Raw genomic sequence first — 25,404 nt, forward strand, 5'->3', positions numbered from 1 at the left:
TATCGTATATAAGGAAGTGTTTTTCATGGAAAAATCATCGTTTTACCGTGATACGTGGGTAGAAGTAAATTTGGATGCAATTTACAATAATGTAACGCACATTAAAGAAATCATTCCGGAAAGTGTCGAGATTTTTGCTGTAGTGAAAGCGAACGCATATGGACATGACTATGTTCTAGTAGCAAGAACAGCATTAGAAGCAGGAGCAACAAGATTAGCAGTTGCTTTTTTAGATGAGGCACTAGTACTTAGGCGCGCTGGGATTACTGCACCAATTTTAGTAATAGGTCCTTCACCGCCACGTGATGTGAATGTAGCTGCTGAGAATGATGTAGCACTAACTGTTTTTCAAAAGGAATGGGTTGAAGAAGCAGTAGAAATTTGGGATAGCCCGTTCCCGATGAAGTTTCATATTAACTTCGATAGTGGTATGGGTAGAATTGGGATTCGTGAACGTAAAGAGCTAAAAGAGTTCTTACGAAGCTTAGAAGATGCCCCCTTTTTGGAGTTGGAAGGGGTATATACGCATTTTGCAACAGCAGATGAAGTGGAGACATCTTACTTTGATAAGCAGTATAACACTTTTTTAGAGCAACTTAGTTGGTTGAAAGCATTCGGGGTGAATCCAACATTTATTCATACGGCAAATAGTGCAGCTACTATGCGATTTGATGGAATTACATTTAATGCAGTTCGAATTGGAATTGCAATGTATGGGTTATCACCTTCTGTAGAAATACGCCCTTATTTACCAATTAAATTAGAACCTGCTCTTTCACTTCATACAACAGTCGCACATATTAAACGAGTCATTAAAGGTGATAGGATTAGCTATAATGTCACATATCGGACGAAGACAGAAGAGTGGATTGCGACAGTACCGATTGGATATGCAGATGGTTGGCTTAGACGACTACAGGGATTTGAAGTGCTCGTTCAGGGGAAAAGAGTTCCTATTGTAGGTCGGATTACAATGGATCAATGTATGTTGCATCTTCCCTGTGAAGTACCACTTGGAACAAAGGTTACCCTGATTGGACAGCAAGGTGATGAGTACATTAGTGCAACTGAGGTTGCTGAGTATTCAAATACCATTAATTATGAGATTATCGCGACAATTAGTTTTCGTGTTCCACGTGTATTCATACGACATGGGGAAGTGGTAAAAGTAATAAACTATTTAAATGATATATAAGCAAACATCTTTGTGATAGTTCCTACTTGCTAGTTATCAATGATGATGGGGGCTCCCGTTCGTGGAAATTTCCCTTCACTTCTTGTTAAAAAGAGATAAAAAGTAAATGAGAGTGAATGTTTTATTTGTTAATTGGAAAACATAAACAAGGAATAAGGAAGTCTTTGCAACAGGCTCCATACAATGGTATTATTACAATAGGTGTCATATATATTTGGGTGTGTAGTTGACGGTGGAGGTGTATTTTTGTGTCCGAATCAAGTGTAACTACTGAAATCGTGGTTCGGTTGCCAAAGCAAGTGGTAACGGAATTGGACGGAATTGGAAAACAAGAGAATAAGAATCGCCATGAACTAATTTGCCAGGCAACACAACTGTTATTGCGTCAACATAAGACGAAGAAACGCTACCAACATGAATCAATGCGACGTGGGTACATTGAAATGGGAAAAATTAATCTTGGTATTGCATCTGAAGCTTTCTTAGCAGAGTATGAAGCAGCTCATACAGTAGAACGCTTAGTTAGCGGGGGGTAATATTTTGATTGTAAAACGCGGCGACGTGTATTTTGCAGACCTTTCCCCAGTTGTTGGTTCTGAGCAAGGAGGCGTTCGTCCGGTTCTTGTCATTCAAAATGACATCGGAAATCGTTTTAGTCCGACTGTGATTGTAGCGGCTATTACTGCACAGATTCAGAAAGCAAAATTGCCCACACATGTGGAAATCGATGCAAAAAAGTACGGATTTGAGAGAGATTCTGTTATCTTGCTCGAGCAGATTCGAACAATCGATAAGCAACGCTTAACGGACAAAATCACTCATTTAGATGAGATGATGATGAGTCGTGTAGACGAAGCTTTACAAATTAGTTTAGGACTAATAGATTTTTAAATCGGCAGTTTAAGTTGCTCTCTTTTAGGGGCAACTTTTTTTATTAGAGGAGGTTTCGGTTGTATATGGGAATGGTAGATAATCGACAAGCGTTAATGAAAATGTTAGTGAAAGAATTAGGCTTTACAGAAAAGCAAGTTCGTCATGTTATTCAATTAACAGAAGAAGGTAATACAGTTCCATTTATTGCTCGTTACCGAAAGGAATGGACAGGTTCTTTAGATGAAGTGCAAATCCGTGCAATCTTAGAAAGATGGCAATATATGATGCAACTTGAAGATCGAAAAGAAGAGGTTCTTCGTCTGATTAATGAAAAGGGAAAATTAACAGAAGATCTGCACCATCATATTTTATCTGCAACAAAGTTACAAGAAGTAGAAGATTTGTACCGTCCTTATAAAGAAAAAAGAAGAACAAAAGCAACAATCGCGAAGGATAAGGGGCTAGAGCCACTAGCTGAATGGTTACTTCTATTTACAAAAGAAGATCCGACAGGTAAGGCAAAGGAATTTGTTAATGCCGAGAAAGAAGTACAATCCGCTCAAGAAGCACTTCAAGGTGCACAAGATATTATTGCAGAACTTATATCGGATAATGCGGCGTACCGCAGCTGGATTCGAAATGTTACCTTTAAAAAAGGAATGATTGCGTCCTCTGTAAAAGATGAAGAAAAAGATGAAAAAAATATATATGAGATGTATTACGGTTATGAAGAGCCACTGCAAAAGATTGTACCTCATCGTGTATTAGCTATGAACCGTGGTGAAAAAGAAGAGGTCCTAAAAGCTTCTGTTGTCCCGCCAATAGAAGAGATTGTTCGTTTTTTACATAAAAAAGTAATTCATGATGTTTCTTCTGAAAGTGCAGATTATGTACAATTAGCGATTGAAGACGGATATAAGAGATTAATTCAGCCATCAATTGAAAGGGAAATTCGAAAAGAATTAACTGAAAAAGCAGAAGAACAAGCGATTCATATTTTCTCTGAGAACTTACGTAATTTGTTATTACAGCCACCTATGAAAGGGAAAGTGGTATTAGCGGTAGATCCTGCGTATCGAACAGGATGTAAGTTAGCAGTAGTAGATGATACAGGGAAAGTTCTGCATATTGATGTTATTTATCCGCATCCGCCTGTTCGAAAATATGAAGATGCAAAAGCAAAAGTTGTTTCTATTCTAGAAAAATATCAGGTTCAGATGATTGCGATTGGAAATGGTACAGCTTCTAGGGAAACGGAAGAGTTTATAGTAGATGTCTTACAGGTAGTACCGCAAGATGTATTTTATATTATTGTCAATGAAGCTGGTGCTAGTGTATATTCAGCTTCTGATTTGGCTCGTGAAGAATTTCCGGATTTGCAAGTTGAGGAAAGAAGTGCCATTTCGATTGGAAGACGTCTGCAAGATCCGCTTGCCGAACTTGTGAAAATTGATCCGAAATCAGTTGGGGTAGGGCAATATCAACATGATGTATCGCAAAAGAGATTAAATGAATCATTAACATTTGTCGTGGAAACAGCCGTTAACCAAGTAGGAGTGAATGTGAATACAGCTTCTGTAGCGCTATTGCAGTACGTTTCCGGATTATCAAAAACAGTTGCGAAAAATATTGTAAAAAAACGTGAAGAAGATGGGAAATTTACAAAGCGTACAGAGTTGAAGGGAATACCACGTTTAGGCGCCAAAACGTATGAGCAATGCATTGGTTTCTTACGCATACTAGAAGGTAAAAATCCACTTGATAGAACAAGTATTCATCCAGAGCAGTATAAAAATGTTGAGTTACTATTAAAGAGTTTAGGATTATCGATTGATGATGTAGGACAACCGCACTTACAAAAGTGTTTAGAAGGAGTAGAGCTCTCTAAATTATCTCAAGAGATAAATATCGGTGAGCCGACATTAATTGATATTATAGATGCTTTAATTAGTCCGGAACGAGATCTGCGTGATGAATTACCAAAACCACTTTTGAAAAAGGGAATTCTCAAATTAGAAGATTTAAAGCGTGGCATGGAGTTAGAAGGAACGGTTCGAAATGTTGTTGACTTTGGTGCGTTTGTCGATATTGGTGTGAAACAAGATGGTTTAGTACATATTTCTAAACTTAGCAAACAGTTTGTGAAGCATCCGTTAGATGTGGTGTCTGTCGGGCAAATTGTAAAGGTCTGGGTAGATGATGTTGATATGAAAAAAGGGCGCGTTGCCTTAGCAATGTTACCTATTGAATAATAATGGGAAGAGGGCAGGTATGACACTGCTCTTTTTTTATGAACGGATGTTAGTGAAATTTGAATTAGTGGGGGAGCCTTCATCCCCCACTGATATAACGTTCACTTTATCAGGAATTTTGATGTGTTTTGCTATAATAAAACCAGCATTCATTTAGTAACTTAATTTGATACCGGTTTTTTTCGAAATATGCACGTTGCATTTGTTTTCGGAGCCACGTAGGCATAAGAATCCCTCCTTGTTTAATCCGGCTCTAACAAGTAGCCCCCTATACATTGAGATAAGATTCGAAGTAAGTAAAAAGCTCAATTTCGGGAACTGCTTATAAGAGTTTGGTTAGCGAAGTTCTATGGATAGATGAGGAAGAGGGTAGTTCATAGAAATTGCACTTTTGAATGAGGATGGGTATATGTACTATTTAATATATGTATAAGAAAGAGGAAAAGTGTAAGTTTATTTTTAGTTTTTGGGGGAATGAAAATGAATGAAAAAGAAGTTCAAAGACTTGTAGAAGAAATATCGTTGCAATATTTCGGTAGGGCTTTTTTACATAAAGCAATGTTCAATAAACGACTACGTACAACTGGTGGGAGGTATTTATTGCGAAGTCATAATATAGAATTAAACTATCGTTATTATGAAGTGTATGGAGAAGAAGAACTGATTGGCGTTATTAAGCATGAGTTGTGTCATTATCATTTGCATATTATGGGGAAAGGGTACCAACATCGAGATCGAGATTTTCGTCAGTTAATGAAGAAGGTTGGTGCGCCTAGATTCTGTAAGAGAATGAGCGAAGAAGAGAAGGTGATTAAAACTCATATGTATGAATGTATGAGATGTTTTCTTCAATATAGAAGAAGGCGTCAAATAAATACAAAAAGATATGTTTGCGGGAAGTGTAAAGGTAGATTGAAAGAGATAAAAAACACCTTGACAGTTAAAAATCAATCCAGTATATTATAAACATGTCACGTTTGTACAAGAATTTGTATAAACGACTTGACTTATAGTATGAACTTTTATAAGATATAACTTGTCTTTCTTATTCCGCAGTAGCTCAGTGGTAGAGCTATCGGCTGTTAACCGATCGGTCGTAGGTTCGAGTCCTACCTGCGGAGCCATTATGCTTCCATAGCTCAGCTGGTAGAGCACTTCCATGGTAAGGAAGAGGTCACCGGTTCAAGCCCGGTTGGAAGCTTGGGAACAGTTTTAAATTTTTTTGGCCCGTTGGTCAAGTGGTTAAGACACCGCCCTTTCACGGCGGTAACACGGGTTCGAATCCCGTACGGGTCACCACTTTTGGAGGATTAGCTCAGCTGGGAGAGCACCTGCCTTACAAGCAGGGGGTCGGCGGTTCGATCCCGTCATCCTCCACCATATATAACATATGAATAGTATCGTCGCGGGGTGGAGCAGTTCGGTAGCTCGTCGGGCTCATAACCCGAAGGTCGCAGGTTCAAATCCTGTCCCCGCAACCAATGGTCCCGTGGTGTAGTGGTTAACATGCCTGCCTGTCACGCAGGAGATCGCCGGTTCGACCCCGGTCGGGACCGCCATTTTACATAAAGGCTCGGTAGCTCAGTCGGTAGAGCAGAGGACTGAAAATCCTCGTGTCGGCGGTTCGATTCCGTCCCGAGCCACCATTTTGAAATAGCAAGCCGGCTTAGCTCAATTGGTAGAGCAACTGACTTGTAATCAGTAGGTTGGGGGTTCAAGTCCTCTAGCCGGCACCACTTTCAAAATGAGCCATTAGCTCAGTTGGTAGAGCATCTGACTTTTAATCAGAGGGTCGAAGGTTCGAGTCCTTCATGGCTCACCATTTTAGTTTCATGCGGGTGTAGTTTAGTGGTAAAACAAGAGCCTTCCAAGCTCTGGTCGAGAGTTCGATTCTCTTCACCCGCTTTTTTCATTGGGGGCCTATAGCTCAGCTGGTTAGAGCGCACGCCTGATAAGCGTGAGGTCGATGGTTCGAGTCCATTTAGGCCCACCATTATTCCGCAGTAGCTCAGTGGTAGAGCTATCGGCTGTTAACCGATCGGTCGTAGGTTCGAGTCCTACCTGCGGAGCCATATTATATAGAGAAGTACCCAAGTGGCTCAAGGGGCTCCCCTGCTAAGGGAGTAGATCGCTAACGCGGTGCGAGGGTTCGAATCCCTTCTTCTCTGCCAGAAACTGGCCCGTTGGTCAAGTGGTTAAGACACCGCCCTTTCACGGCGGTAACACGGGTTCGAATCCCGTACGGGTCATACTTAAAGAGATAGCATAATCTGCTATCTCTTTTTGTTTATAATGATATTTTCTTCAAGAAAAAGCAGACTTATCAAAGTCTGCTTTTTTTATTAAAATGGCATATGAAAAAGTTGAAGAAATAATTATACAAACGTCTAAGAATATTTATAGATATCTTCTTAAAATCGGTGTAAATGCAGTGGAAGCGGAAGATATTGTTCAAGATACAATCTATAAAGCATTGTTATCTATACCAATGAATAAAAATTAACCAATATTATCATGTCAGCAATATATAAGAGTTTATATAAAATGAAGAATCGTTCCTTTCGTAACAGAAAGAATTATAATAAATCATATATTTTTACATTGGAACACGCTATAGAATGGAGTGATAGTATGGATTTTGAAACTTTGTATCGAACGTATCAACCCTTAGTTTACTCTGTTGCATACCGCCTGCTTGGCTCTGTTAGTGATGCAGAGGATGTTGCACAGGATATACTCATTAAAAGTCAGCATATGGAGCAAGAACAAATTAGAAATATGAAAGCATATTTAATTAAGGTGACAACAAACCATTGTTTGAATGTACTACAGTCTGCGCGGAAACAGAGAGAAATGTATACAGGAGAATGGCTTCCTGAGCCAGAGATAGATACGGAGAAATTAAATCCAATGGAAACACTACTGCAAACCGAAAGAGTATCCTATGCATTCCTTGTACTGTTAGAGAAGTTAACACCTGTTGAAAGAGCTATATTTGTTTTAAGAGAAGTGTTTAAGTACGAGTATCGTGAAATAGCGGAGCTTTTAAACAAATCAGAGGCAAATTGCCGAAAGATTTTTAGTCGTTGTAAAGAGAAGATAAGGCATGAAGTACCCATACATCCGCAACAATTGGAGCATACAGAAAAGATGATACATACCTTTATCAAAGGCTCAGAAACAGGAAATTTTGAGGGATTTATTAATTTACTGACAGTAGATGCAACACTTGTCACTGACGGAGGCGGTAAAGTACGTGCTGCTATATTTCCGATTATGGGCAAACAGCGTATCCAGATATTTTTGGAGTCTATTGTTTCACGAGGATTCTTCCAATTGGAGCTTCTCCCAACTATCATAAATGGTCAATTTGGTATTTTAGCAAGGAATAAGGGCCGTGCAGAGAAGGCCATATGCTTTGAGTGGGATGAAAGCGGAGAATCCATTAGAAGAATTTACATTGTAGTCAATCCTGATAAACTAAAGCATATTCCAGTTCTATAGCATGTAATTGAAAAAGAGATCTTTTTTTTAGATCTCTTTTTTATTTTGTCACAAATTGAAAAGCTAATTTGTCTTATAAGTGACAGGATATAAAAGGGATGCTTGTATGTTTTCTATTAGAGCTTCTGTCATGAATGAAAATATTTTACGGCAGATAGTGATTTGAAATAATTCATGAAAGACTTATTAAATATCCTGGTACCAAAGTACAAACTAATTTTATGGAGGGAATATAAGATGGAAACAAGATTTTTAATGGGAAAGGTAAATCCGGAAGGTTATAAGGCAATGGTAGGCTTAGAAAAATACTTGATGACTACAAGTATTGATGAAATATTGAAAGAGCTAATTAAAATCCGGGCTTCTCAAATCAATGGATGTGCGTATTGCATTGATATTCATACGAAAGATGCACGAAAACTAGGGGAAACAGAGCAACGTATTTATACTCTTAATGCTTGGCGTGAGACACCATTTTTTACGCAGGAAGAACGTGCTGTGCTTGCTTTGACAGAGGCAATTACACTAGTAGCGGAAACGCACGTTCCTGATGAGGTATATGAAGAGGTAAGAAATTTCTTTGAAGAAGAACAAATTGCTGAAATCATTATGCAGATTGTTACTATTAATGCATGGAATCGAATTGGGGTATCTACCCGTTTAATGCCGGAAAAAAGATAAGATGGAGATGTTACTAATAGTTTGTAGAGGCACCCTCATACTGTCAACAAACTAAGAAAAAGGATGGTTACAAAAACGAAAAAATAAGTTATTCTTTCTGGAAATACTGCTGAAAGGATAGCTTTTTCGTTTTTGAGTATAAAGAAATTGTAATGGGAAGGATATAGAGCTTTTGCAAATTATGTATGATCTAATTTTTAATAGGTAAACGATAAAATATAAGGAAATAAGCTTTTCACAATCTAAAGAAAAGGCTTCCATTAAAATTGATTCCACACCTAATATCATAACTTTCTACTGTGTGTGAGAAAGTTCACAAATAGGTCATAATTTGTGAATATATTCACAATGAATCGTGCTACAATATGAATGTAAAGAAGTTAAACAACATTAAATTAGTATTTTAATTAATTACTTAAACAATAATAAAAAAAATAAATGTGAACAATAGAGAGGGGAATTTACCATGAAAAAAGGTATCAATCGTGTAGTATTAGTAGGAACAGGTGCAGTAGGTTGTAGTTATGCTTACTCAATGATTAACCAAGGTGTAGCTGAAGAATTTGTACTTGTGGATGTAAATGAGGCTAAAGCGGAAGGGGAAGCAATGGACTTAAGCCATGCGGTACCATTCTCTCCATCACCAACAAAAGTTTGGAGCGGTAGTTATGCAGATTGCAAAGATGCAGATTTAGTTGTTATCACTGCTGGATTACCACAAAAGCCAGGTGAAACTCGTTTAGATTTAGTTGAGAAAAATACAAAAATCTTTAAGCAAATCGTTCGCGGCATTATGGATAACGGATTTGATGGTATTTTCCTAATCGCAACTAACCCAGTTGATATTTTAACTTATGTAACTTGGAAAGAATCTGGATTACCAAAAGAACGCGTAATCGGTTCTGGTACAACTTTAGACTCTGCTCGTTTCCGCTACATGTTAGGTGACTATTTAGATGTAGATCCACGTAACGTTCATGCATATATCATTGGTGAGCACGGTGACACTGAACTTCCAGTATGGAGCCACGCTACTGTAGGTGTACAAAAGCTAGAAACAATCTTAGCGAACAACGAACAGTATAACCAAGATGATTTAGATAAAATCTTTGCAAATGTACGCGATGCTGCTTACCACATCATCGAGCGTAAAGGTGCAACTTACTACGGAATTGGTATGTCACTACTTCGTGTAACTAAAGCGATCTTAAACAACGAGAACAGTGTACTAACTGTATCTGCATACCTTGAAGGTCAATACGGCGAGAAAGATGCTTATGTAGGTGTTCCAGCTGTCATTAACCGCGAAGGTGTACGTGAAATCGTGGAGCTTGAGTTAAATGAAGAAGAAAAAGCGAAATTTACTCACTCTGTAAAAGTATTAAAAGAAACAATGGCACCAGTACTATAAGGATAATTGATAAATAATTCAGAAGCGGGAAATTGCTTCCGGCTTCTGAATTTTTATATAACTTTATATAAATTCCTTTTCCAGTTTCCCTGTATATCCCCAAATATACACCCCCTTTTGCTGGAAAAGGATCATTTATAGGAAAAGCACCCTATTTTGTATAGAGTGCTTTTATTTTTTTATATGGAAATTAAATCCATGAAATGAGGGGAATAAAGTTATGATAGAAAGAGCTAATGCTGAAGAAACAACATACATACTATCTAATGTAGCATTATCTGCTAATGAAGGTATTCAAAATCATGGAACAATTTCCGGAGAAAAAGCGATACAGATGATGACAGGTCTTATTGAAAAAGGGGCGTATTATTTTGTATACAAAGAGAATGATTCAATAGCTGGATGGATATTAGTAGGGACAAATACGGATTATTTTACAGAAAGGGAATTTGGTTTTATCTGAATTTCGAGGTAAAGGGATTTCTAAAAAGTTAGTTCAGGCTGGGATTGAAGAGTTGAAAAGAAATGGATATGAGGAAGTACGTCTTAATGTATTTTCCACAAACCTTGCTCAAGAGATTGATGAAAAGATAGGTTTTACTCCGTTATAAACAGTTATGGTTTACAAGTAAATAAGAAATGAAAAAACAAGAAAAGTACCGAGAGTCGGTACTTTTCTTTGTTTTCAGTTTTGAAGTTCTTCTTGAACGAATTACCTGGCTTTAAATCTTTCATATTGACGGTAACAGTAGGATTAGATAAATATACTATACCAGCTTGTAATGCGTTATTTTGATGTTTCAGGGTTGTTAAAATAGGAGAAGCGCTATGCTATAATAAGCCCCCATGTTTAGAGTGAAATATATATCGCCTTACTAACAATTAGATAAAATATAGTATTTAAGTGAGGGGATAGTTAGAAAGCATGATTTCCAGTAAATGTTTTACTCCGTTATTCGTGGACAGTAATAATCTCACCTCAAAATTCAATGGAAACAAAAAAGTTAGGTGGGAGATAAACTGCCCGTAAAATCCCAATTGGTGAGAGCTGATTAAAGTTTCACTTTATGAGAAAACATTTGTTTCAAGATAATAAAGATAGGGAGGAAACTAGAAAAATAGAGACCTTCTTACTATTGTATGTTTTTGTAAAAAATAAAAAAGGACGAACAAAAAATAAAACGCTTTCAATGAATATTCGTCAAAATTCGATAAATTTGACGAAAAATTAAAGTGTTACCTTTAATTTTCGCGGAAAAACGTATATTTATTTAAAAATACACAAGGGTATTTCAGTTTCCTATCGAATATTTACAAAGTAATAAAAATTCTGTCATCTTAGTGAGGTGAACATATTGAGTGTAACAAATTGTATAGAAGAGAGTGTGTATGAATTTCATACAAAGCAGTGTTATGAGAGCTATAACATATTTGGCGCGCATCTTGTAACGGAAGATGAAATACAAGGCGTACGATTTACAGTATGGGCTCCTCATGCGAAAGCTCTGAGTGTAGTTGGCGATTTTAATGAGTGGGATATTGAAGGGCATAAGATGCGAAAAATGGCAGAAGAGGGTATTTGGTCATTGTTTATACCACATTTGGGGGAAAATGAAATATATAAGTATGCGATTGAAACTCCAGATGGTGAAACAATTTTAAAAGCAGATCCCTATGCAACATATGCAGAAGTAAGACCAAATACGGCATCTGTTATTTTTGATATAAAGGGATATAAATGGAATGATAAAAATTGGTTTCGAAAGAAGAAACGAAAATTAATTTATAAGGAAGCAATGGCAATTTATGAGTTGCATTTTGGTTCATGGAAAAAGAAAGAAGATGGCTCTCTGTACTCATATCGAGAGATGGCAGAGGAGCTCATTCCTTATGTGGTGGAACATCAATTTACCCACATTGAAATTATGCCGCTTGTGGAACATCCATATGACCGTTCCTGGGGATATCAGGGAACCGGATATTATGCGGTGACAAGCCGATTTGGTACACCGCATGATTTCATGTATTTTGTCGATGAATGTCATAAATATGGAATCGGTGTCATTTTAGATTGGGTGCCGGGTCATTTTTGTAAAGATGCTCATGGGTTGTATTTATTTGATGGAGCGCCGACCTATGAATATAAAGATTTGGATGTACAGGAAAATCACGTTTGGGGCACAGTAAATTTTGATTTAGGAAAACAGGAAGTGCGTAATTTTTTAATTTCAAATGCACTGTTTTGGATGAAGTATTACCATATTGACGGCTTTCGTGTCGATGCGGTTGCGAATATGTTGTACTGGGAAAAAGAAGGGAAGCAGCAAAGTAATGAATACGCCGTTTCCTTCTTGCGTGAGTTAAATGAGGCAGTATTTGCAGAGGACGAAAAATTTTTGATGACCGCAGAAGATTCGACAGCTTGGCCACTTGTGACTGCGCCAGTGTATGAAGGCGGACTAGGGTTTAATTATAAGTGGAATATGGGCTGGATGAATGATGTTCTAAAATACATGGAGTGTGCACCGGAATATCGGAAATATATTCATGAGAAAATGACATTTTCTTTGCTATATGCTTACTCCGAAAACTTTATATTACCGCTCTCTCACGATGAAGTCGTTCACGGAAAAAAATCATTGTTAAATAAAATGCCAGGAGACTACTGGGAAAAGTTTGCACAACTGCGTTTATTATACGGGTATTTCTTTACGCATCCTGGAAAGAAATTACTCTTTATGGGTGGGGAATTTGGTCAGTTTGACGAATGGAAAGATCTCGAGGGTCTAGATTGGAATTTGCATGATTTTGAAATGCATCGTTATATGCATGATTACTTTAAAGAGCTCATAGCATTGTATAAGCGCTCTAAACCACTTTGGCAGTTGGATCATTCGCAGGAAGGATTTCAGTGGATTGATGCCGATAACAAAGAACAAAGTATTTTCTCGTTTATTCGTAAAGGGGATAAGGAAGACGATATCTTTGTTGTGATATGTAATTTTACTAATATTGTGTATGAAAATTATAAAGTAGGTGTACCAGAGTTCAAGTATTATAACGAGATTTTAAATAGTGACGCAGCAATATATGGCGGCTCAGGGCAGGTAAATAAAAAGCGCCTAAAGACAATTCTAGAGCCGTATCATAATCAGTCTGCCCATGTAGAAATAACAATTCCACCATTTGGCGTATCCATTTTAAGACCAGTGAAAACGAGAAAGGGGAGCAAAAAACAAGATGGTTCAAAAGCAGACGTGCGTAGCGATGTTACTAGCAGGAGGAAAGGGTAGTCGTTTAAGTGCTTTAACAAAAAATTTAGCAAAGCCAGCTGTTCCGTTTGGCGGTAAGTACCGAATTATTGATTTCACATTAAGTAATTGTGCAAACTCTGGTATTGAAACAGTTGGAATTCTAACGCAGTATCAGCCGCTTGAGCTTCATAGTTATATTGGAATCGGTAATGCTTGGGATTTAGATCGTGTGAATGGCGGCGTGACCGTATTGCCTCCGTACTCGGAATCTTCAGGAGTGAAATGGTATACAGGAACAGCGAGTGCTATTTATCAAAACTTAAACTATTTGCATCAGTACGATCCGGAATATGTTCTGATTTTGTCAGGAGATCATATTTATAAAATGGATTACAGTAAAATGTTAGATTACCATATTGAAAAAGAAGCAGATGTTTCGATTTCAGTTATTGAAGTACCTTGGGATGAAGCAAGTCGATTCGGCATTATGCATACGAATGAGGATATGGAAATTGTTGAATTTGAGGAAAAACCACAATTTCCAAAAAGCAATCTTGCTTCGATGGGAATTTATATCTTTAATTGGGCTGTTTTAAAAGAATATTTAGAGATGGATGCAAGAAATCCAGAATCTAGTAATGATTTTGGAAAAGATGTCATCCCGCTTTTATTAGACGAGGAGAAAAAGCTCATTGCTTACCCATTTGAAGGGTATTGGAAAGATGTTGGAACTGTAAAAAGTTTATGGGAAGCAAATATGGACTTGCTTCGAGAAGAATCGACCTTACAGTTAAATGATCATAGCTGGCGCATTTATTCGGTGAATCCAAATGAGCCGCCGCAGTATATTGCTGAAGGCGCAAAGGTAGAAGAATCATTAATTAATGAAGGATGCGTTGTTGAAGGAGATGTAAAACACTCTGTTTTATTCCAAGGAGTGACGGTTGGAGAAGGGAGTATGGTAATCGATTCGGTAATTATGCCAGATGCATGCATCGGTAAAAATGTTGTCATTGAAAGAGCGATTGTCGGATCGGGTATGGTCATTGAAGATGGGACAATTATTCGTCCAGAAAAAAATATCGAGGATGTCGTACTAATAGCTGAGGGGAAATAGTGAAGGAGGATAAGATGAATGGGAGAATCAATGTTAGGAATTATTAATGCAACAGGGAGTTTTTCTTCCTTAAAGAAAGTAACAGGGCACCGTTCACTGGCAGCACTACCATTTGGAGGACGTTACCGTCTCATTGATTTTATGCTTTCAAATATGGTTAATTCCCATATTCATAGTGTAGCGATTTTTACGAGTCATAAAAATCGTTCCTTGATGGATCATCTCGGATCAGGAAAACAATGGGATTTAGATAGAAAACGCGACGGCTTATTTTTATTTCCTCCGAATTGCCAATGTAATCAAGATGAGTTTGGTTCCTTCGCTCATTTTAGAAGACATATTGACTATTTTCTGCGCAGCAGACAAGAGTATGTTGTTATTACAAATAGTCATCTTGTTACAGCATTAAATTTTCAAAAGATATTAGAAAGACATATACATACGGGCGCGGATGTTACAGAAGTATGCCATGAAGGCGTATCACTGCAAACTTATGTGCTGAAGAAACAGTTATTATTAGATTTATTTGAAACATATAAAGAGATGGAACACTATAGTTTGTTTGATGTAGTCAAAGAGAAACGAGGAGAGTCGCTGTACATTACTACATATGAGCATACAGGGTATGTAGCAGTAATCGATTCGATTGAAAATTATTATAAACATAGTTTAGAAATTTTGCAGCCTTCTATTTGGAAGCAGTTGTTTACGAAAGAAGCTCCGATTTTTACAAAAGTAAAGGATGAACCACCAACACGTTATATAAAAGGAGCGCAGGTGCAAAACACAATGATTGCAAACGGCAGTGTTATTGCAGGAAAAGTTGAGAATAGTGTTGTATTTCGTTCTGTTAAGGTTGGGAAAGGTTCGGTTATTCGAAATAGCATCATTATGCAAAAGAGCCAAATTGGAGATAATTGTATATTAGACGGCGTTATTATTGATAAGGATGTTAAAATTGAGGATGGTGTGGTTTTAACAGGAACGCCTGATAATCCATACGTTTTGGAAAAGGGAAGTGTTCAAAGTCAAAATATTACTAGTTATTCTTAAAAGCTCTATGTAAGTTAAGTACAAATTGGAAAACTGATAAAAAACATTCTTTTTAAGGTGGAAGAGAGCATCCGCCCATGCATAGAGGCGGTCAGATCCTTTTCCTGCCCCATGCCAAGTTAAAACAAAGAGAGAAAACAAAACAAGTAGCAATCATCTTTTGTTCTTCGTAGCAGCGACTTATATGTCGAAAAATCAAAATGGATATATATAGCCAGTGAAATTCTATCCAATAGGGATTCACTGGCTCATCATGATATGAATTTAAAATCCGAAGGGAGGAAGCTGTAAGAAGGGCGGATCATGGTGTACACGCTTTTCAGACAGTGGAACAACACGTGAATATTTTATTTGCAGTATCAGAATGCGTACCGTTTATTAAATCAGGTGGCTTAGCAGATGTGGCGGGTGCACTTCCAAAAGAATTGAAAAAATTAGGAGTAAACGTCCGTATTATCCTACCAAACTACAGCCTTATTCCCAAGCACTTGCGAGAAGCATGTACGCTTCATAAGGTAATCAATGTGCAGCTCGGTTGGCGAAATCAATATTGCGGGATTTTAAAAGGGGAGCAAGGCGGGATTACGTATTATTTAATCGACAATGAATATTATTTTAAAAGGGATTCTCTTTATGGACATTATGATGATGGAGAACGTTTTTCTTTCTTTTCTAAGGCGGTGTTAGAGTGTATGCCGCACCTAGATTTTGAAGTGGACATCCTTCACAGTCATGATTGGCATACAGCGATGGCGAATTTTTTACTGCGTGAAAAGTATGGGGATCATCCATTGTATGAGCATATTAAAACTGTTTATACGATTCATAATTTGCAGTTCCAGGGTGTGTTTCCTCGTGAAGTTATGCATGATTCACTGGAACTTGGTGATGAATATTTTGATAGTGAACAGCTTGAGTTTTATGGGAACGTTAACTTTATGAAAGGCGGTATCATCGCTTCAGATCGCATTACAGCGGTTAGCCCGACGTATAAAGAAGAGATCCAATATGGATTTTTTGGTGAAAAATTAGATGGTTTGTTACGGAAATATAATGATAAGCTGAGCGGGATTGTAAATGGTATTGATACGAGCGTATATAATCCGAAAACGGATCCTTATATTACTGCGCAGTATGATGCAAAATCATTGTATGAAAAACAAGAAAATAAACGCGCATTACAGCGCTACTTTGGTTTGCCAGAAAAAGAAGATACGCCAATTATTTCGATGGTAACGCGATTAACAAAGCAAAAAGGCCTTGATTTAGTACGTACTGTCTTTCATGAAATGATGGAAGACGATGTACAATGTATCATTTTAGGATCAGGGGATTCTGAATATGAGCAGTTTTTCGAATGGATGGCATATGAGTATCCAGAAAAAGTGAAAGTGTATATCGGGTTTAATGAGGAGCTAGCGCATCAAGTATATGCAGGGAGCGATTTATTTTTAATGCCATCATTATTTGAACCATGTGGACTCGGACAGCTCATTGCACTGGCATATGGTGTGATCCCAATTGTAAGAGAGACGGGAGGATTGAACGATACAGTTCAGTCTTATAATGAGAAAACAGAGAATGGAAATGGCTTCAGCTTTAGAAATTTTAACGCTCATGACATGTTACATACGGTTCGTCGTGCACTGAAGTATTATCATAATCAACCGGTATGGAATCAGCTTGTAAAACAAGCGATGACAGAGGATTATAGCTGGAAAAAGTCAGCTCTTGAATATAAGGAACTATATAAAAGTTTGCTGAAACACTCTTAGGTGGTGAAAAAATGTTTACTCATGTTGAAAGCTTTAAAGTAGCCTTTTTAGAAAAACTAGAAACGATGTATGGAAAAAGTTTCAAAGATTCTACCAGTCGTGACCAGTATAATACACTTGGTCGTATGGTACGTGAGTATATGAATCAGCATTGGATTGCAACAAATGAAAGGTACCGGACAGGGAATCAAAAGCAAATGTATTACTTGTCTATTGAGTTTTTACTTGGTCGTTTGCTCGGTAGTAACTTACTAAATCTAGGTATCCGTGATGTATGTGAACAAGGCCTTTCAGAGCTTGGAATTTCATTAAAGGAATTGGAAGAAAGTGAAGCGGATGCAGGGCTTGGCAATGGAGGACTTGGCCGCCTTGCAGCCTGTTTTCTCGATTCACTTGCATCTTTAAATCTTCCAGGGCACGGATGTGGTATTCGTTATAAGCATGGCTTGTTTGATCAGAAAATTGTGGATGGATATCAAGTAGAATTACCAGAACAGTGGCTCCTTCATGAAAATGTTTGGGAAGTAAGACGACACGATCAAGCGGTAGAAGTGAGCTACTTTGGAAATGTAGAGCCGATAGAAATGAATGGTCGCCTCGAATTTCGTCATACGAATGCGGAAGTGATTATGGCAGTTCCATATGACGTTCCGGTTGTTGGATATGAAACAGATACTGTGAATACACTTCGCCTTTGGAATGCAGAGCCGGTTCCTTTTCCACAAAATTGTAAAGATATTTTGAAATATAAACGTGAAACAGAAGTGGTATCAGAATTTTTATACCCGGATGATACGCATGATGAAGGGAAAATACTACGTTTAAAGCAGCAGTATTTCCTTGTATCAGCAAGCTTACAAAACATTGTTCGCATGCATAGAGAGCAAAATGGAACGCTTCGTAATTTACATGAGAAAATCGCGATTCACATTAACGATACGCATCCCGTTTTAGCAATTCCAGAACTTATGCGTATTTTACTAGATGAAGAAAAGCTTGCTTGGGAAGAAGCATGGGATATTACGACTCAGACAATTTCTTATACGAATCATACGACATTATCAGAAGCACTTGAGAAGTGGCCAATCCATATTTTTAAACCGTTATTACCACGAATTTATATGATTATTGAAGAAATCAATGAACGCTTTTGTCATGAACTATGGGAGCGATATCCGTATGATTGGAAGCGGATTGAAGATATGGCAATTATCGCGCATGATCTTGTCAAAATGGCACATTTAGCAATTGTCGGAAGTTATAGTGTAAATGGCGTGGCAAAAATTCATACAGAAATTTTAAAGCAACGTGAAATGCAATTGTTTTATGATTTTTATCCGGAGAAATTTAACAATAAGACAAATGGAATCGCGCATCGGCGCTGGCTTATGAAGGCGAATCCGCAGCTTGCAAATCTCATTTCAGAAGCAATTGGAACGGAATGGAAGAAGCAACCGATTCAGTTGCAATCACTGCAAAGCTTTCAATATGACACTGCTTTTCAAGACAAGTTGCATGATGTAAAGCAAGAGCGTAAATATATTTTAGCAGAGCAAATTCAAAGCAAGATGGGGATTATCGTTGACCCGAGTTCCGTTTTTGATGTACAAGTAAAACGATTGCACGCTTATAAAAGGCAACTATTAAATGTGTTACATATTTTGTATTTGCACAATCGTTTAAAAGAAGACTCAAGCTTTTCGTTTTATCCGCGTACATTTATTTTTGGAGCGAAGGCATCGCCAGGCTATTATTATGCGAAAAAAATTATTAAATTAATAAATGAACTTGCTAGAAAGGTAAATCAAGATCCATATGTGAGTCAATATATGAAAGTTATCTTTCTAGAAAACTATCGGGTTTCTTTAGCTGAATATATTTTCCCAGCAGCAGATGTAAGTGAGCAAATCTCTACAGCAAGTAAAGAGGCATCAGGAACAGGGAATATGAAGTTTATGATGAATGGTGCAATTACGCTCGGAACGCTGGATGGGGCCAATATTGAAATAAGAGAAAAAGTAGGAGATGAAGCCTGTTTTATCTTTGGTTTAACAGCGGAAGAGGTGCTTCATTATTATCAAAATGGTGGATATCGTGCAAATGATTACTATCATCATAATATGCACATAAAAAAAGTAGTCGATCAGTTAATAAATGGCTTTTTCACAAATGTTGGAGCCGAATTTGAAGCAATTTATGATTCTCTTGTTATTCAAAATGACGAGTACTTTGTCCTTCGTGATTTTAGTCCATATGCAGAGCGTCAAGAAGATGTAGGAAGAGCATATGAAAACCGAAGAAAGTGGCTAGAAATGTCTATCATCAATATTGCACAATCAGGACACTTTGCTAGTGATCGAACGATTCTGCAGTATAGTAATGAGATTTGGGGTATTGGTGATAGGATTAAGCTTTCGTGAATGGAATATATATAAATACAAATTAAAAAACCGACATAACCCACCATTCTTTTTAGGTGGGATAAAGCATCCGGCCATGCATAGAGGCGACTTATATGTTGGAAAATCAAAATGGATATATAGGAATAAGATAGAGTCCCTTGTGAAGATTTTGAGGGGCTTTTATTTATTGGAAAATATTGATGAAAAAACATGAAAGAAGAATGAGTGGAATTCGTAAAGTAAAAATAGCTTGGAAATTTTCCAAGCTGTTTTTACTTAGTTTGCTACTGAGATACAAGGATTTACTGAATACAAAACACCAGTCCCACCATATTCCTCTGTAGCAAAGTATGAGAATGTACAGAAACCTGTGACCGTAAAAAGTATAACGAGAAAAATTGCAAAGAAATATTTTAGCATGTAAGGTCCTCTCATCCAAAAATAATTACATAGATTATTATAATATAATAGTATATTTTTTCCAAATGTTTCCGTATCAAAAATGAGAAGTCAGACATGTTTTGTATGTTGTCATGGCGTGGTTGTTGACGATAGATTTTGTATTTTTCGTAAATGTCAAGTTGTGATGAACATGTGTATACTCCCAGTCTTGGTCATTAAAATGTACTTTGCGCGGTGGAAGAAGCGGGACCACATCGAATAAATTAACGAAGCGAAAGCTACTTGCTACTTGCATTTTATAGTAGTTGCGAAAAGTGATATCACCGACTTTTGGAGAGGCGAAGTTATAGAGACCGTATTGTGCAAACGCAGTATTAACGCGTGCATCTAATATGTGTAGTGTGGCAAGTGCTCCGCCTAGGCTATGCCCTGTGGCGAGTAGTTTTTTATGTGATGGTAAAGATACGAGCATATCCATAATCGTATCACGGCACGATTCATAAACAGAGAGAAAGCCGTTATGGACGTTTCCGCTATTTAAGGCGTATGGATAAGGTTTTTGGTTCACAAGTGAATCAATGACCCACTCTGGATCGGATTGGGTCCCTCGAAACGCTACGATGACTGTATCTTCAGATTCTAATATGAATCCAAACCACTCTGTTGTTTGCATAACTTTAGCCTGAAAACCTTGTACATATTGAAATCCTTCAGGTATTTGAAAAATCCCATTTTGTTTATATTGATCATATGTTAACTCGCAGCAAGAAGCTAGCAATATGGCAGTATCTTTATCAAAGGATAAAGGAGCACGCATCAGAGAAGCCCTCCTAAAGAAGAAGTAATAGTTCAATATATGAGTGGGGATGGGGAATCATTCTTTGAGTGGCTTGAAAACAAAGTGCAATAAAAAATGAATGTTTTTTACAAATTAACACTTGAACCTTCAGTTACGTGAGGTAGTATGATTTGAGTAACCACATCGGTAAAAAGAATGTAGGGGGGATTTAAGATGAGTAAAAGTGAAAACTATTCAATTGGAGAGTTTTCGAAAAGAACAGGCATATCAATACGGACGCTACATTATTACGATGAAATTGGATTACTTAAACCCGAAAAACATCCTAGTTCCGGACGTCGAATATATAAAAAGCAAGACATCTTAACATTGCAAAAAATAGTAAGTCTAAAATTTTTAGGATATAGTCTAGACGAAATATCTGTAATGATAAATATGTCTAGCTTTAATGTAAGTTTAAAAGAAACATTACAAAGTCAGAAACAAGCTTTTGAAGAGAAAAAGGAGCATATCGAAATTTCTTTGAAAGCAATTAATCGAACAATTACTTTATTAGAAGATGAAGGGCAAGTAGATAGTGACATTTTAATGAGTTTAATTTGTAATATACAAAAAGAAAGTGAACAACGCCTATGGCTTGAGGAATATATGGATAAGGAAGTCGTTGATCGATTATACGATAAATCTGAAGAAGAGATGGTGGCATTGGATAAAGAATTTATTCAGTTGTCGAAGGAGGTAAAGAGATTATTTGGAAAACCAGTCCATGATCCAGAAGTACAAAAGCTTGTCGATCAACATATGAAGGCAACTCTTACATATGTGGGAGAAGAAACGATATGCTCTTTGAATGGATTAGAAAATATGGAAGATGAGTATGAAAATATGATTCCATCACCATATACAAAGGAAGAAGAGGAATGGTTAAATGCGGCAATGGAGTATTATATAATTCAACATGGTATGTACAGTCCTACAGGAGAAAAAGATAAGTGAAAAAAATAAGTGAAAAAAATCGCTACGTCTTATGACATAGCGATTTGGACCTTATTCTTTTCCATCAAGAAGGCGACCAAGTCCACCTAAAACGCTACCTTCCCCGCTACTTTGAGCTGCAGGGCTTGTAAGACGCGCTGCTAAACGGCTTAATGTTAAGGATTGAATCCAAACTGTTCCTGGTCCTTCTAATGTAGCGAAGAATAAACCTTCTCCGCCAAATAACGCAGTTTTTACGTTTCCTACGAATTGAATGTCGTAGTTAACATCTCTTGTCATTGCAACGAGACACCCTGTATCAATGCGGAGTCTTTCACCGGGCTTAAGCTCACGTTTGTATACTGTGCCACCTGCGTGCATGAAAGCAAGGCCATCACCTTCAAGCTTCTGCATAATGAAGCCTTCACCGCCGAAGAAGCCGCTACCAATTTTTTTCGTGAATTCAATTCCGATAGAAACACCTTTTGCGGCGCAAAGGAATGCATCTTTTTGACAAACTACTTTGCCTTGATATTCTGTTAAATCAACTGGAACGATTTTTCCAGGGTAAGGTGCAGCAAATGATACGTGACGTTTGCCATGACCTGTATTTGTAAATACGGTCATAAACATACTCTCACCTGTAACGAGTCGTTTTCCGGCACCCATTAATTTACCGAATAGGCCGCTAGACTTTCCGGCACCGTCACCGAAGATTGTTTCCATTTCAATATGGTCTTCCATCATCATCATTGCTCCAGCTTCTGCAATTACGCTTTCTTCTGGATCTAATTCAATTTCAACAAACTGCATATCATCGCCATATAATTTATACTCAATTTCATGTGCTTTCATTATTTTCACCTCATATGTAGTGGATACTAATATTGTACAGAAATTAATGAGATTAGAAAACTATCGTTTTGTTAATTTTTAAACAAAAATCTGTTTTGATTGTTCAACATATAAGTCACTGCTACGAAAAACAACAGGTGACCTGCTCGCGTTTGCTCTCTTTGTTTTCACTTGGCATGGGGCTGAAAAAGGATTTGACCGTAAAAGCCCGATTCGTTCAACTACTAATCAGTGGGGATGAAGAAAACCCCCACTGATTAAAGTTTCACTTTACATATAGTTTACATATTTTGTGAACCTTTTTAAAAAATATAAGAAAAATGCTGAAATGAAAGTGTTCTCATTTGACGTTTTTGATAGAGCGTGATATAGTGAAATCACTATTGAGCTACATAATGTGGTACGGAAATAAAGCGTGTTTAATTCAAGGCATCAGGTCTGAGATACATTCATGTCCTTTATATCCACCTTTTCATGTGGATTCATAGTTTCATTTTTATTTAGGAGGTACATGACATGCAAACAGGTAAAGTTAAATGGTTTAATGGCGAAAAAGGTTTCGGTTTCATCGAAGTTGAAGGTGGAGACGATGTATTCGTACATTTCTCAGCTATCCAAGGCGACGGCTTCAAAACTTTAGAAGAAGGTCAAGAAGTTTCTTTCGAAATCGTTGAAGGTAACCGTGGACCACAAGCTGCTAACGTTACAAAAAACTAATTAGCTAGCGAGAAAAAAGCATTCCGAATTTCGGAATGCTTTTTTATTCTTTTGAACTAGACTCATTCGGAGATAACTCACCTTTATAAGTTCGTTCTTCAAAATCATCCAGCATCTGTTCATATTCTTCATGCTCTTCTGTTGCATACACCTGTGGATTCTTTCCATACATATCTGTTCCGATGAAGTTTTCAAAGTCTTCTACGTAACCGCGTGGTTCTTCAGCATCTACATACATCTCATCAAAGTTTTTCGAGTCGCGGCGTTCTAAATCAGATGGTGTTTCTGATGTTCCGTATAAAGCAACATCTTGCCAAGCATCCTCTGCATCGTATCCTACGGCACTGTCCATATCGTATTTGCCAAACGGTGGCTCTACTAATTCTTCTTCAACGGGACGTGCGCTTAAGTTTAATTTATTCGTTGTATGTTCTATACAGGTCGTAGCAGTTGGCATCGCTTCTAATCTTTCTAGTGGAATTTCTTCACCAGAAACTTCGCAAACCCCATATGTGCCAGCTTCGATTTTTTGTAAGGCATGCTTTGTATCTTGCAGTTGCTTATGCCAAAATTCAATAAGCCCGAAGTCTTTTTCGCGTTCATATAATTCGGTAGCCATATCGCCGGGATGATTGTCATAAGCGGATAATTCTCCAACAGATTCCCGTTCAGAGGCGCGGTCTTCGCCTTCATGACTTTGCAGCGTTTGTTCAATTTCGTGCAGTTGCTTTTCTAAAATGGATTTAAAATGATTGATTTGTTGTGGAGTTAACATAGTATCCACCTTCCTACAATTCGGTTTCTTTATGTAGTATGAGCTTGATTGCGGGAAATATCCCGGTATTTGAGTGAGTCGATCGTGTTGTAAAATGTCGAGCGATCGATATGTTGTGTCGAAGTGCCGATATATGAGGGGAAACGGTCGATATATTTAAAAAATCGCCGATATATTTTGAAAATGGAAAAAGGAAAAAGGAGCTGCTCTAGCAGCTCCTCTTTTATAGGAAATAACCAAGTAATAGTCCGATTCCCATTAAGAAACCAAAGATTGTATTTGTTTTTGCCGTCGCGATCATCGCAGGTGCCATTTCCATTGGAATACTTTTGCCGATAAATCCTTTTGTCGCTTTAAATGCTTTCGGGGCACTTAGGAAAACAATCAGCATCCATGGGGACACGATTCCGACAATGATTAGGGCAATTGTCCAAATGTAGGAAACAATAAACATGGAAGCAAGAACACCAATTGCGTTCTCACGTCCAACAATAATCGCTAATGTATTACGGCCATTCTCTTTATCTCCATCTAAATCACGAATGTTGTTGGAAAGTAAAATCGCTCCAATTAAAATCGCATTTGGAATAGATACTAAAATAATTTCTGATGTTACAGTTCCTGTCTGAATGAAAAATGAAATACCAATAATAATAACACCCATAAATAATCCTGCTGTTAATTCTCCAAAAGGCGTATAGGCAATCGGAAGTGGGCCGCCTGTATAAAGGTAAGCAATAGCCATACAAACAAGACCGATTGCAGCAAGCCACCAGCTAGAGTTCATACAAATATAAACGCCTAAAAGCATTGCGATACCGAAAAATCCAAATGCTAAATTAAGGACTGTTTTTGGTTGAATTCCGTCACGGACAATGGCACCACCGATACCAACTGAACCTTCGTGATCTAATCCTCTTTTATAATCAAAGTATTCATTAAACATGTTTGTTGCTGCTTGAATGAGAAGACAAGCAAGAAGCATGATAAAGAAAAGAGGGAGATGTATTTGATTGATACCCCCTACTTGCATTGCATAAGCTGTTCCAATAAAAACAGGAACAAAAGCTGCTGTTAATGTATGAGGACGTAATAAACTCCACCAAATGCGCCAGCCTGTTTGTTTACTTGGCTTTGGCGACATAGGAGAGGAATTCGTTTCGACTTTCATTTCCATGTTGAATCCTCCTTGTCACATAATATACACAATTAAGTGTAGGAAAAGCATCATTTAGTGTCAACGTTTATTTTCTAGGAAGAGAAGGGGAATTTCTCAGAAATGCTAAACGTTGACAGGGCTTTCGTTTGAGGTGTATCTTAAAATCAAGCGTATTTATGACTATTTTTCGCCCATAGGGGGGAGA

The 25,404-nt window shown here is 37.6% G+C and carries 21 protein-coding genes, 14 tRNA genes and 2 pseudogenes; 31 read left to right on the top strand and 6 right to left on the bottom strand.

Annotated elements, in window-relative coordinates; translation table 11 throughout:
- The first annotated feature begins 25 nt into the window (after positions 1 to 25).
- The 4 genes from alr (at position 26) to C568_RS0115170 (ending at position 4,320) form a co-directional block, all read left to right on the top strand.
- On the top strand, positions 26 to 1,195 hold the full coding sequence (gene alr / locus C568_RS0115155; protein ID WP_018782022.1) for an alanine racemase: 1,170 nt from the start codon (positions 26 to 28) through the stop codon (positions 1,193 to 1,195).
- Positions 1,196 to 1,443: 248 nt separating this feature from the next.
- On the top strand, positions 1,444 to 1,731 hold the full coding sequence (locus C568_RS0115160; protein ID WP_000004571.1) for an antitoxin EndoAI: 288 nt from the start codon (positions 1,444 to 1,446) through the stop codon (positions 1,729 to 1,731).
- Between the two features lie 4 nt (positions 1,732 to 1,735).
- Positions 1,736 to 2,086 carry a type II toxin-antitoxin system endoribonuclease NdoA gene (ndoA, locus tag C568_RS0115165; protein WP_003194532.1) on the top strand — a complete coding sequence of 117 codons (351 nt, stop codon included), beginning with the start codon at positions 1,736 to 1,738 and terminating at the stop codon, positions 2,084 to 2,086.
- Between the two features lie 65 nt (positions 2,087 to 2,151).
- Positions 2,152 to 4,320, top strand: a complete 2,169-nt coding sequence (locus C568_RS0115170) for a Tex family protein (protein ID WP_018782023.1) — start codon at positions 2,152 to 2,154, stop codon at positions 4,318 to 4,320.
- Between the two features lie 109 nt (positions 4,321 to 4,429).
- Here the strand turns inward: C568_RS0115170 and cmpA are convergent, their stop codons facing one another.
- Positions 4,430 to 4,546 (bottom strand): cortex morphogenetic protein CmpA, encoded by a 117-nt coding sequence (gene cmpA, locus C568_RS34285; RefSeq protein ID WP_017154227.1) that lies wholly within the window; start codon positions 4,544 to 4,546, stop codon positions 4,430 to 4,432.
- Positions 4,547 to 4,800: 254 nt separating this feature from the next.
- On the opposite strand from cmpA, the gene C568_RS0115180 reads away from it, so the two are divergent.
- The 20 genes and pseudogenes from C568_RS0115180 (at position 4,801) to C568_RS36280 (ending at position 10,527) form a co-directional block, all read left to right on the top strand.
- Entirely contained in the window at positions 4,801 to 5,286 is a 486-nt protein-coding gene (locus C568_RS0115180; protein WP_018767122.1) for a SprT family protein, read from the top strand.
- A gap of 83 nt (positions 5,287 to 5,369) precedes the next feature.
- A tRNA-Asn gene (locus C568_RS0115185) sits at positions 5,370 to 5,444 on the top strand.
- Between the two features lie 4 nt (positions 5,445 to 5,448).
- Positions 5,449 to 5,521: transfer RNA gene (locus C568_RS0115190), tRNA-Thr, on the top strand.
- Between the two features lie 23 nt (positions 5,522 to 5,544).
- Positions 5,545 to 5,619: transfer RNA gene (locus tag C568_RS0115195), tRNA-Glu, on the top strand.
- Between the two features lie 5 nt (positions 5,620 to 5,624).
- Positions 5,625 to 5,700: transfer RNA gene (locus tag C568_RS0115200), tRNA-Val, on the top strand.
- A 24-nt stretch (positions 5,701 to 5,724) separates the two neighbouring features.
- Positions 5,725 to 5,801: transfer RNA gene (locus C568_RS0115205), tRNA-Met, on the top strand.
- Positions 5,802 to 5,803: 2 nt separating this feature from the next.
- Positions 5,804 to 5,879 (top strand) — tRNA-Asp (locus C568_RS0115210).
- Between the two features lie 11 nt (positions 5,880 to 5,890).
- Positions 5,891 to 5,966, top strand: a tRNA-Phe gene (locus C568_RS0115215).
- Between the two features lie 14 nt (positions 5,967 to 5,980).
- A tRNA-Thr gene (locus C568_RS0115220) sits at positions 5,981 to 6,056 on the top strand.
- Positions 6,057 to 6,066: 10 nt separating this feature from the next.
- Positions 6,067 to 6,142 (top strand) — tRNA-Lys (locus C568_RS0115225).
- A gap of 12 nt (positions 6,143 to 6,154) precedes the next feature.
- Positions 6,155 to 6,225: transfer RNA gene (locus C568_RS0115230), tRNA-Gly, on the top strand.
- An 11-nt stretch (positions 6,226 to 6,236) separates the two neighbouring features.
- Positions 6,237 to 6,313: transfer RNA gene (locus C568_RS0115235), tRNA-Ile, on the top strand.
- 4 nt (positions 6,314 to 6,317) lie between these two features.
- Positions 6,318 to 6,392 (top strand) — tRNA-Asn (locus tag C568_RS0115240).
- Between the two features lie 8 nt (positions 6,393 to 6,400).
- Positions 6,401 to 6,491, top strand: a tRNA-Ser gene (locus tag C568_RS0115245).
- Between the two features lie 6 nt (positions 6,492 to 6,497).
- Positions 6,498 to 6,569, top strand: a tRNA-Glu gene (locus tag C568_RS0115250).
- Between the two features lie 98 nt (positions 6,570 to 6,667).
- Positions 6,668 to 6,799 (top strand): annotated as a pseudogene (locus C568_RS34770) (RNA polymerase subunit sigma-70); the annotation flags it as partial.
- A 152-nt stretch (positions 6,800 to 6,951) separates the two neighbouring features.
- On the top strand, positions 6,952 to 7,824 hold the full coding sequence (locus C568_RS0115260; protein WP_029427333.1) for an RNA polymerase sigma-70 factor: 873 nt from the start codon (positions 6,952 to 6,954) through the stop codon (positions 7,822 to 7,824).
- A 237-nt stretch (positions 7,825 to 8,061) separates the two neighbouring features.
- Complete coding sequence (locus tag C568_RS0115265; RefSeq protein ID WP_018782025.1) at positions 8,062 to 8,505, top strand: carboxymuconolactone decarboxylase family protein; 444 nt, start codon at positions 8,062 to 8,064, stop codon at positions 8,503 to 8,505.
- Between the two features lie 466 nt (positions 8,506 to 8,971).
- Positions 8,972 to 9,916, top strand: a complete 945-nt coding sequence (locus C568_RS0115270) for an L-lactate dehydrogenase (RefSeq protein ID WP_003201481.1) — start codon at positions 8,972 to 8,974, stop codon at positions 9,914 to 9,916.
- Between the two features lie 220 nt (positions 9,917 to 10,136).
- Positions 10,137 to 10,527, top strand: a pseudogene (locus C568_RS36280) (GNAT family N-acetyltransferase).
- 4 nt (positions 10,528 to 10,531) lie between these two features.
- Here C568_RS36280 and C568_RS36450 read toward each other — a convergent pair.
- Positions 10,532 to 10,732 carry a TasA family protein gene (locus C568_RS36450; RefSeq protein WP_139358590.1) on the bottom strand — a complete coding sequence of 67 codons (201 nt, stop codon included), beginning with the start codon at positions 10,730 to 10,732 and terminating at the stop codon, positions 10,532 to 10,534.
- A gap of 539 nt (positions 10,733 to 11,271) precedes the next feature.
- On the opposite strand from C568_RS36450, the gene glgB reads away from it, so the two are divergent.
- The 5 genes from glgB (at position 11,272) to C568_RS0115300 (ending at position 19,535) form a co-directional block, all read left to right on the top strand.
- The gene (glgB, locus tag C568_RS0115280) at positions 11,272 to 13,209 is read left to right on the top strand and encodes a 1,4-alpha-glucan branching protein GlgB (RefSeq protein ID WP_018782027.1); all 1,938 of its coding nucleotides are present in this window, start codon (positions 11,272 to 11,274) and stop codon (positions 13,207 to 13,209) included.
- Positions 13,157 to 14,287 carry a glucose-1-phosphate adenylyltransferase gene (locus tag C568_RS0115285; RefSeq protein WP_018782028.1) on the top strand — a complete coding sequence of 377 codons (1,131 nt, stop codon included), beginning with the start codon at positions 13,157 to 13,159 and terminating at the stop codon, positions 14,285 to 14,287. The genes glgB and C568_RS0115285 overlap by 53 nt, the downstream gene beginning before the upstream one ends.
- Before the next feature lie 18 nt (positions 14,288 to 14,305).
- Positions 14,306 to 15,340 carry a sugar phosphate nucleotidyltransferase gene (locus C568_RS0115290; RefSeq protein ID WP_018782029.1) on the top strand — a complete coding sequence of 345 codons (1,035 nt, stop codon included), beginning with the start codon at positions 14,306 to 14,308 and terminating at the stop codon, positions 15,338 to 15,340.
- Positions 15,341 to 15,678: 338 nt separating this feature from the next.
- Positions 15,679 to 17,115: a glycogen synthase GlgA gene (glgA, locus tag C568_RS0115295; RefSeq protein ID WP_029427334.1), complete on the top strand. Its 1,437-nt coding sequence runs from the start codon at positions 15,679 to 15,681 to the stop codon at positions 17,113 to 17,115.
- Positions 17,116 to 17,126: 11 nt separating this feature from the next.
- On the top strand, positions 17,127 to 19,535 hold the full coding sequence (locus C568_RS0115300) for a glycogen/starch/alpha-glucan phosphorylase (RefSeq protein WP_018782031.1): 2,409 nt from the start codon (positions 17,127 to 17,129) through the stop codon (positions 19,533 to 19,535).
- 478 nt (positions 19,536 to 20,013) lie between these two features.
- Here C568_RS0115300 and C568_RS0115305 read toward each other — a convergent pair whose 3' ends face one another.
- Positions 20,014 to 20,736, bottom strand: a complete 723-nt coding sequence (locus tag C568_RS0115305; RefSeq protein WP_003201474.1) for a lipase family protein — start codon at positions 20,734 to 20,736, stop codon at positions 20,014 to 20,016.
- 195 nt (positions 20,737 to 20,931) lie between these two features.
- Here C568_RS0115305 and C568_RS0115310 point away from each other — a divergent pair, with 195 nt between their 5' ends.
- Complete coding sequence (locus C568_RS0115310) at positions 20,932 to 21,714, top strand: MerR family transcriptional regulator (RefSeq protein ID WP_018782032.1); 783 nt, start codon at positions 20,932 to 20,934, stop codon at positions 21,712 to 21,714.
- A gap of 51 nt (positions 21,715 to 21,765) precedes the next feature.
- Here the strand turns inward: C568_RS0115310 and C568_RS0115315 are convergent, their stop codons facing one another.
- Complete coding sequence (locus C568_RS0115315; protein ID WP_003208823.1) at positions 21,766 to 22,548, bottom strand: TIGR00266 family protein; 783 nt, start codon at positions 22,546 to 22,548, stop codon at positions 21,766 to 21,768.
- A 516-nt stretch (positions 22,549 to 23,064) separates the two neighbouring features.
- On the opposite strand from C568_RS0115315, the gene cspD reads away from it, so the two are divergent.
- Entirely contained in the window at positions 23,065 to 23,265 is a 201-nt protein-coding gene (cspD, locus tag C568_RS0115320) for a cold-shock protein CspD (RefSeq protein ID WP_001193049.1), read from the top strand.
- Between the two features lie 43 nt (positions 23,266 to 23,308).
- On the opposite strand, the gene C568_RS0115325 is transcribed toward cspD, so the two are convergent.
- Both C568_RS0115325 and C568_RS0115330 read right to left on the bottom strand, forming a co-directional pair.
- Complete coding sequence (locus tag C568_RS0115325; protein WP_003201460.1) at positions 23,309 to 24,040, bottom strand: yteA family sporulation protein; 732 nt, start codon at positions 24,038 to 24,040, stop codon at positions 23,309 to 23,311.
- Between the two features lie 223 nt (positions 24,041 to 24,263).
- Positions 24,264 to 25,217, bottom strand: a complete 954-nt coding sequence (locus C568_RS0115330; protein ID WP_006096311.1) for a 1,4-dihydroxy-2-naphthoate polyprenyltransferase — start codon at positions 25,215 to 25,217, stop codon at positions 24,264 to 24,266.
- Between the last annotated feature and the right edge of the window lie 187 nt (positions 25,218 to 25,404).

It is taken from the genome of Bacillus sp. 95MFCvi2.1 (assembly GCF_000374965.1).
In the GTDB taxonomy this organism is placed as follows: Bacteria; Bacillota; Bacilli; order Bacillales; family Bacillaceae_G; genus Bacillus_A; species Bacillus_A pseudomycoides.

Bases quoted from the DNA above. Each gene is read 5' to 3' on its own strand.
- alr (WP_018782022.1), top strand. From the start codon at position 26: ATGGAAAAATCATCGTTTTACCGTGATACGTGGGTAGAAGTAAATTTG.
- C568_RS0115170 (WP_018782023.1), top strand. From the start codon at position 2,152: ATGGGAATGGTAGATAATCGACAAGCGTTAATGAAAATGTTAGTGAAA.
- cmpA (WP_017154227.1), bottom strand. From the start codon at position 4,546: ATGCCTACGTGGCTCCGAAAACAAATGCAACGTGCATATTTCGAAAAA.
- C568_RS0115180 (WP_018767122.1), top strand. From the start codon at position 4,801: ATGAATGAAAAAGAAGTTCAAAGACTTGTAGAAGAAATATCGTTGCAA.
- C568_RS0115260 (WP_029427333.1), top strand. From the start codon at position 6,952: ATGGATTTTGAAACTTTGTATCGAACGTATCAACCCTTAGTTTACTCT.
- C568_RS0115265 (WP_018782025.1), top strand. From the start codon at position 8,062: ATGGAAACAAGATTTTTAATGGGAAAGGTAAATCCGGAAGGTTATAAG.
- C568_RS0115270 (WP_003201481.1), top strand. From the start codon at position 8,972: ATGAAAAAAGGTATCAATCGTGTAGTATTAGTAGGAACAGGTGCAGTA.
- C568_RS0115285 (WP_018782028.1), top strand. From the start codon at position 13,157: ATGGTTCAAAAGCAGACGTGCGTAGCGATGTTACTAGCAGGAGGAAAG.
- C568_RS0115290 (WP_018782029.1), top strand. From the start codon at position 14,306: ATGGGAGAATCAATGTTAGGAATTATTAATGCAACAGGGAGTTTTTCT.
- C568_RS0115300 (WP_018782031.1), top strand. From the start codon at position 17,127: ATGTTTACTCATGTTGAAAGCTTTAAAGTAGCCTTTTTAGAAAAACTA.
- C568_RS0115305 (WP_003201474.1), bottom strand. From the start codon at position 20,736: ATGCGTGCTCCTTTATCCTTTGATAAAGATACTGCCATATTGCTAGCT.
- C568_RS0115310 (WP_018782032.1), top strand. From the start codon at position 20,932: ATGAGTAAAAGTGAAAACTATTCAATTGGAGAGTTTTCGAAAAGAACA.
- C568_RS0115315 (WP_003208823.1), bottom strand. From the start codon at position 22,548: ATGAAAGCACATGAAATTGAGTATAAATTATATGGCGATGATATGCAG.
- cspD (WP_001193049.1), top strand. From the start codon at position 23,065: ATGCAAACAGGTAAAGTTAAATGGTTTAATGGCGAAAAAGGTTTCGGT.
- C568_RS0115325 (WP_003201460.1), bottom strand. From the start codon at position 24,040: ATGTTAACTCCACAACAAATCAATCATTTTAAATCCATTTTAGAAAAG.
- C568_RS0115330 (WP_006096311.1), bottom strand. From the start codon at position 25,217: ATGGAAATGAAAGTCGAAACGAATTCCTCTCCTATGTCGCCAAAGCCA.